This window comes from Phenylobacterium sp. (genome assembly GCF_030697305.1).
Lineage (GTDB): Bacteria > Pseudomonadota > Alphaproteobacteria > Caulobacterales > Caulobacteraceae > Phenylobacterium.
Genome location: NZ_JAUYQL010000111.1, coordinates 1 through 5,485, shown reverse-complemented (window position 1 = coordinate 5,485; position 5,485 = coordinate 1). Strand labels below are relative to the sequence as shown.

Below are 5,485 nucleotides of genomic sequence, written 5' to 3'. Positions count from 1 at the left end.
TGCAGCGGCACGCGGCCTTCGCGATACCATTCCATCCGCGCGATTTCCGCGCCGCCCAGACGACCGGAGACGTTGATCCGGACGCCCTTGGCGCCGAGGCGCATGGCGCTCTGCATCGAACGCTTCATCGCCCGACGGAAGGCCACGCGGCGTTCCAGTTGTTGGGCGATGTTCTCGGCGATCAGTTGAGCGTCGGTCTCGGGCTTGCGGATCTCGACGATGTTCAGATGAACCTCGCCCTCGGTCAGCGCCGACAGATCCTTGCGCAGCTTGTCGATGTCCGCGCCCTTCTTGCCGATGATCACGCCGGGGCGTGCGGCATAGATGGTCACGCGGCACTTCTTGTGCGGACGCTCGATGATGATCCGCGAGACGCCGGCCTGATACAGACGCTTCTTCAGCTCGCGGCGGACCTTGATGTCCTCGTGGAGCAGGCGGCCGTAGTCCGAGCCGTCGGCGAACCAACGGCTGTCCCAGGTGCGGTTGATGCCGAGGCGAAGCCCGACCGGATTGACTTTCTGACCCATCAGGCGGCCTCACCCAATTCGCGGACCACGATGGTGATCTCGGAGAACGGCTTTTCGATGCGCGAAGCGCGGCCGCGAGCACGGGCGGAGAAGCGCTTCATCACCAGGTTCTTGCCCACGTAGGCCTCGACGACGACCAGGCTGTCGATGTCCAGGTTGTGGTTGTTCTCGGCGTTGGAGATCGCCGAGTAGAGCGCCTTGCGCACATCGCGGGCGATGCGCTTGGAGCTGAATTCCAGCTCGTTCAGGGCGCGCTGCACCTTCAGGCCGCGGATAGACTGCGCGACCAGGTTCAGCTTGCGAGGGCTGATGCGCAGCGTGCGCACCTTGGCCATCGCCTCGGACGGCTTTTGCCGACGCTCTTTGGCTTGCTTGGCCATGCTACTTCCTCTTGGCCTTCTTGTCGGCGGCGTGGCCCGGGAAGTACCGGGTCGGCGCGAATTCGCCGAGCTTCATGCCGACCATGTCTTCACTCACCGACACGGGGACATGCTTTTGGCCGTTGTGGACGCCGAACGTCAGGCCCACGAACTGCGGCATGATGGTGGAGCGACGCGACCAGGTCTTGATCACATCCTTGCGGCCTGAGCCTTGCGCGGTTTCCGCCTTCTTCAGCAGATAACCGTCGACAAACGGGCCTTTCCAGACAGAGCGGGTCATGCCTTAGCGAGCCTTCCTGGCGTGACGCGAACGGATGATGAACTTGTCCGTCGTCTTGTTGGTGCGGGTCTTGCGGCCCTTGGTCGGCTTGCCCCACGGGGTGACCGGGTGGCGGCCGCCCGAGGTGCGGCCTTCGCCGCCGCCGTGCGGGTGATCGATCGGGTTCATGGCGACACCGCGAACGTGCGGGCGACGACCCTTGTGGCGCGAGCGGCCGGCCTTGCCCAGAACCTCGTTCATATGGTCCTGGTTGGAGACCGCGCCGACCGTGGCCATGCAGCTGTCCTGCACCATGCGCAGTTCGCCGGAGTTCAGCCGGATCTGGGCGTAGCCCGCGTCACGGCCGACCAGCTGGGCGTAGGCGCCAGCCGAACGGGCGACCTGGCCGCCCTTCAGGGGCTTCAGCTCGATATTATGGATGATCGTGCCGATCGGCATGGCGCGCAGCGGCATGGCGTTGCCGGGCTTCACGTCGGTCTTCTCGGCCGCCAGCACTTCGTCGCCGGCCTTCAGGCGCTGCGGAGCCAGGATGTAGGCCAGCTCGCCGTCAGCGTACTTGATCAGCGCGATGAACGCGGTGCGGTTGGGGTCGTACTCCAGCCGCTCGACGACGCCGGTGACGTCGAACTTGCGACGCTTGAAGTCGACGATGCGATAGAGGCGCTTGGCGCCGCCGCCACGGAAACGCACTGCGATGCGTCCGCCGCCGCCCCGGCCGCCCTTCTTGTTCAGACCCTCGACGAGGGACTTCTCGGGCCTGCCCTTGTGCAGTTCCGAGCGGTCGACCAGCACCAGCGCGCGACGCGACGGCGAGGTCGGATTGAATTGTTTCAAGGCCATCGGATCAGAGCCCCGTGGTGATGTCGATCGACTGGCCATCGGCCAGGGTCACGACGGCGTTCTTGACGTCCGGGCGACGGCCCGGGCGGCCCTTAAAGCGCTTGGTCTTGCCCTTGGTCACCAGAGTGTTGACCTTGGTCACGTTGACCTTGAACAGCGCTTCGACGGCGGCGGCGATTTCGACCTTCGAGGCGTCGTCGGCCACGCGGAACACCACCTTGTTCTGCTCGGAGAGCAGCGTGGCCTTCTCGGTGATCACCGGCGACAGGATCGTGTCGTAGTGGCGGGCGGTGGGCTCAGCCATTACGCGGCCTCCTTCTGGGCGAGCCGCGCCTGGATCGCTTCAACCGCATCGCGGGTCAGCACCAGGGTGTGGCGGCGCAGCACGTCATAGACGTTCAGGCCGGCGCTCGGCAGCACGTCCACGTTGGGGATGTTGCGGGCGGCCAGCTTGAAGTTGCCGTCCACCTCGACGCCAGCGATCACCAGCGCGTTGGTCAGGCCGATCTTGCCGAGCTGGGCGCGAAGGCCCGCGGTCTTGGGATCGGCGAGGACGACGCTGTCGACGATGACCAGCGAGCCCGACTTGGCCTTGGAGGACAGGGCGTGGCGAAGCGCCAGCGCACGGACCTTCTTGGGCAGGTCGAAGGCGTGGCTGCGGACCACAGGGCCGTGGGCGCGGGCGCCGCCGACGAACTGAGCCGCACGGCGCGAACCGTGACGGGCGCCGCCGGTGCCCTTCTGCTTGTACATCTTCGTGCCGGTCCGCGAGACTTCATTGCGGACCTGCACCTTGTGGGTGCCGGCGCGACGCTTGGCGAGCTGCCAGGTGACGCAGCGCTGCAGGATGTCGCCGCGGATCTCGTCGATGCCGAAGATGTCGTCCGGGAGCTCGATCGAACCGCCCGAGGCGCCGTCCAGTTTGATGACGTCCAGTTTCATTGGTCTTCGCCCCCGGCTTGCGGCGCTTCGTCGGCGGCAGGCTCTTCAGCCGCGACGGGCGCAGCGGCGGCCTGGCCGGCCTTGCGGAACGCGCCGGGCTTCGGCGCATCGGCGTGCGGCGCGACCTTGATCGCGTCGCGGATCTTGACGTAGGAGCCTTCGGTGCCAGGCACCGCGCCACGGACCAGGATCAGGCCGCGCTCGGTGTCGATGCGCCAGACGGTCAGGTTGAGGGTGGTCACCGTCTCCTGGCCGAGATGGCCAGCCATCTTCTTGCCCTTGAAGGTCTTGCCCGGATCCTGGCGCTGGCCGGTGGAGCCGTGCGCCCGGTGGGACACCGACACCCCGTGGGTGGCGCGCATGCCGCCGAAGTTCCAGCGCTTCATGGCCCCGGCGAAGCCCTTGCCGACCGTGGTCCCCGTGACGTCGATCTTCTGACCGGGGACATAGTGGTCGGCGGTGAACTCGGCGCCCACGTCGATCAGGTTGTCTTCCGACACCCGGAACTCGACGATCTTGTGCTTGGGCTCGACCTCGGCCTTGGCGAAGTGTCCGCGCATGGCCTTTGAGGTGTTCTTCGGCTTCTTGGCGCCGGCTCCGAGCTGGAGCGCGACATAGCCGTCTTTTTCCTGGGTCCGCTGACCCGTGACCTGGCAGCCCTCGAGGCTGAGCACGGTGACGGGTACGTGGCTGCCTGCTTCATCGAAGAAGCGCGCCATGCCCAGTTTCTTGGCGATCACGCCGGTACGCATCGACCGATCCCCCTACAGCTTGATCTCGACGTCCACGCCGGCGGACAGGTCGAGCTTCATCAGCGCGTCCACGGTCTGCGGGGTGGGGTCGACGATATCGAGCACGCGTTTATGCGTGCGGATTTCAAACTGCTCGCGCGACTTCTTGTCGATGTGCGGCGAGCGGTTGACGGTGAATTTTTCAATGCGGGTGGGCAGGGGAATAGGTCCCCGCACGGTCGCGCCGGTGCGCTTGGCCGTATTGACGATCTCGCGGGTGGAATGATCCAGCACGCGGTGATCGAAGGCCTTGAGCCGGATGCGGATGTTCTGACGATCCATATCGCTCTATTCGTTTCCCTACAGACGGCGGGGCGCCCGCGTGACTTTGACCATTTCAAAGACCTGAACCCGAACCGTCTTTCGACGATCCAGAACGCGAAGTCCGCAAAAACGACAATGGCCCGCGCGGAACTGCGAGGGCCCTTCCCCGAAACACTGGTTGTAGAACACTGCCTCGGGTCGTTCTGCGAACCGCGTCTAACCCAGAGGTTACGGCCGGTCCAACAGGAGGCGGGTCAATACGCGCTGGTCGGCGTGAGGTCAAGCCCAGCGACCGCGTCCCGCACCGAACATCTTCCTCACTTGGCTAGCACGGTGCTCAAGTTCGCCGGAACAGCCCGGAAACCAGCCTCGGCCGGCGCGATGCGTCGTCTCAGCCTATCCGGACGGCCCCGGATCCCATCACAGTCTTGTCGACCCGGCCGGTGACGCGGCGCACCACCACATCGCCGGAGCCGGCGATTCGCGCCTTCAGCCGGGCGGCCACGCCGCCGAATCGCACGTCGCCCGAGCCAGCGATGACCGCGTCCATCTCCGCTACCTCGCCGGCAGGCACGTCGACGTCGCCCGACCCCGCCACATTGACCTTCAAGGCGCCTTGGACCGCGTCGGCAGCGATATCGCCTGATCCCGCCAGGTCGACGCTGAGCGGGCCGCGGACCGCTCCGGCCTGGATGTCGCCGCTCCCTGCCCCGCGAATGCGGGCGGAGGCTGCGCCGCCGGCGCGGATCTCTCCGGACCCAGCCTGGTCCAGCTTCAGCACGCCGCGCACGTTGGCGATCGTCCAGCGACCACAGCCGGCGCTGGCTAGCGACAGGCTGGCCGAACGGCCGACGTCGCCGAACACCGCGCCGCCGGCGCTCACAGCGACATCCATGGGCGTGCGGATGACCACCTGGGGCAGGTCGGCATAGCGCACAGGTCCTACGCCGCCCACGTCGACGATCATCGCGCCGTCGCGCTCGTGGCAGTCGCGGATACGGCGGTCGAGATTCCCATCGACGAGGGTTCGGCCCTTGGCGGTGCGTATGGTGAGCGGCAGTCGGGGATTGCGCGACATCACCTCGACCCGCACGTCGCGGCGGTTCTCCGGGATGATCACGACGCGGGCCGCCGCGTCCCTGATCTCGACCGAGTCCGCACGAGCTGCGCCTCCCGCCAGCACTAAGGCTGCGGCTGCGACGGCGATCAACTGGCGCATGTGCGCCTCCCGAAGGATGAGCGGGCAGACTACGCCGATCGCGGGCAAGCGGCCATGGGCCGACGAAAAGGGCCGCCGGAGGGTGTCTCCGGCGGCCCCTTGGTCGGGTCGTTTGGGCTTGTGGGCCTATTCGACGATCTTGGAGACCACGCCGGCTCCCACCGTGCGGCCGCCTTCGCGGATCGCGAAGCGCAGGCCCTGGTCCATGGCGATCGGGGTGATCAGCTCAACGTCCAGTTCCG

General features: G+C 66.7%; 10 protein-coding genes. All 10 read right to left on the bottom strand.

Annotated elements, in window-relative coordinates; all coding sequences use genetic code 11:
• The coding region (rpsC, locus tag Q8R27_RS11485) for a 30S ribosomal protein S3 (RefSeq protein WP_305699149.1) at nt 1-527 on the bottom strand (527 nt) is incomplete at its 3' end.
• Nucleotides 527-907, bottom strand: a complete 381-nt coding sequence (gene rplV, locus Q8R27_RS11480) for a 50S ribosomal protein L22 (protein WP_305596184.1) — start codon at nt 905-907, stop codon at nt 527-529. The genes rpsC and rplV, both read right to left, overlap by 1 nt.
• Nucleotide 908: 1 nt before the next feature.
• Complete coding sequence (gene rpsS, locus Q8R27_RS11475; RefSeq protein WP_305596182.1) at nt 909-1,187, bottom strand: 30S ribosomal protein S19; 279 nt, start codon at nt 1,185-1,187, stop codon at nt 909-911.
• Nucleotides 1,188-1,190: 3 nt separating this feature from the next.
• Complete coding sequence (gene rplB / locus Q8R27_RS11470) at nt 1,191-2,027, bottom strand: 50S ribosomal protein L2 (RefSeq protein ID WP_305699148.1); 837 nt, start codon at nt 2,025-2,027, stop codon at nt 1,191-1,193.
• Between the two features lie 4 nt (nt 2,028-2,031).
• Nucleotides 2,032-2,331 carry a 50S ribosomal protein L23 gene (locus tag Q8R27_RS11465; protein ID WP_305699147.1) on the bottom strand — a complete coding sequence of 100 codons (300 nt, stop codon included), beginning with the start codon at nt 2,329-2,331 and terminating at the stop codon, nt 2,032-2,034.
• The gene (rplD, locus tag Q8R27_RS11460) at nt 2,331-2,969 is read right to left on the bottom strand and encodes a 50S ribosomal protein L4 (RefSeq protein WP_305699146.1); all 639 of its coding nucleotides are present in this window, start codon (nt 2,967-2,969) and stop codon (nt 2,331-2,333) included. Before rplD ends, Q8R27_RS11465 begins: the two co-directional genes overlap by 1 nt.
• Nucleotides 2,966-3,721 carry a 50S ribosomal protein L3 gene (gene rplC, locus Q8R27_RS11455; protein ID WP_305596174.1) on the bottom strand — a complete coding sequence of 252 codons (756 nt, stop codon included), beginning with the start codon at nt 3,719-3,721 and terminating at the stop codon, nt 2,966-2,968. The genes rplD and rplC overlap by 4 nt, the downstream gene beginning before the upstream one ends.
• A 12-nt stretch (nt 3,722-3,733) precedes the next feature.
• On the bottom strand, nt 3,734-4,042 hold the full coding sequence (gene rpsJ / locus Q8R27_RS11450) for a 30S ribosomal protein S10 (protein ID WP_012521787.1): 309 nt from the start codon (nt 4,040-4,042) through the stop codon (nt 3,734-3,736).
• Nucleotides 4,043-4,415: 373 nt separating this feature from the next.
• The gene (locus Q8R27_RS11445; RefSeq protein ID WP_305699145.1) at nt 4,416-5,243 is read right to left on the bottom strand and encodes a GIN domain-containing protein; all 828 of its coding nucleotides are present in this window, start codon (nt 5,241-5,243) and stop codon (nt 4,416-4,418) included.
• A 126-nt stretch (nt 5,244-5,369) separates the two neighbouring features.
• Nucleotides 5,370-5,485 (bottom strand): hypothetical protein (locus tag Q8R27_RS11440; RefSeq protein ID WP_305698818.1); only part of this gene is annotated, 116 nt, incomplete at its 5' end.

What these genes read in the sequence shown, in the direction of transcription:
- rplV (WP_305596184.1), bottom strand. Translation starts at nt 907, where the DNA reads ATGGCCAAGCAAGCCAAAGAGCGTCGGCAAAAGCCGTCCGAGGCGATG.
- rpsS (WP_305596182.1), bottom strand. Translation starts at nt 1,187, where the DNA reads ATGACCCGCTCTGTCTGGAAAGGCCCGTTTGTCGACGGTTATCTGCTG.
- rplB (WP_305699148.1), bottom strand. Translation starts at nt 2,027, where the DNA reads ATGGCCTTGAAACAATTCAATCCGACCTCGCCGTCGCGTCGCGCGCTG.
- Q8R27_RS11465 (WP_305699147.1), bottom strand. Translation starts at nt 2,331, where the DNA reads ATGGCTGAGCCCACCGCCCGCCACTACGACACGATCCTGTCGCCGGTG.
- rplD (WP_305699146.1), bottom strand. Translation starts at nt 2,969, where the DNA reads ATGAAACTGGACGTCATCAAACTGGACGGCGCCTCGGGCGGTTCGATC.
- rplC (WP_305596174.1), bottom strand. Translation starts at nt 3,721, where the DNA reads ATGCGTACCGGCGTGATCGCCAAGAAACTGGGCATGGCGCGCTTCTTC.
- rpsJ (WP_012521787.1), bottom strand. Translation starts at nt 4,042, where the DNA reads ATGGATCGTCAGAACATCCGCATCCGGCTCAAGGCCTTCGATCACCGC.
- Q8R27_RS11445 (WP_305699145.1), bottom strand. Translation starts at nt 5,243, where the DNA reads ATGCGCCAGTTGATCGCCGTCGCAGCCGCAGCCTTAGTGCTGGCGGGA.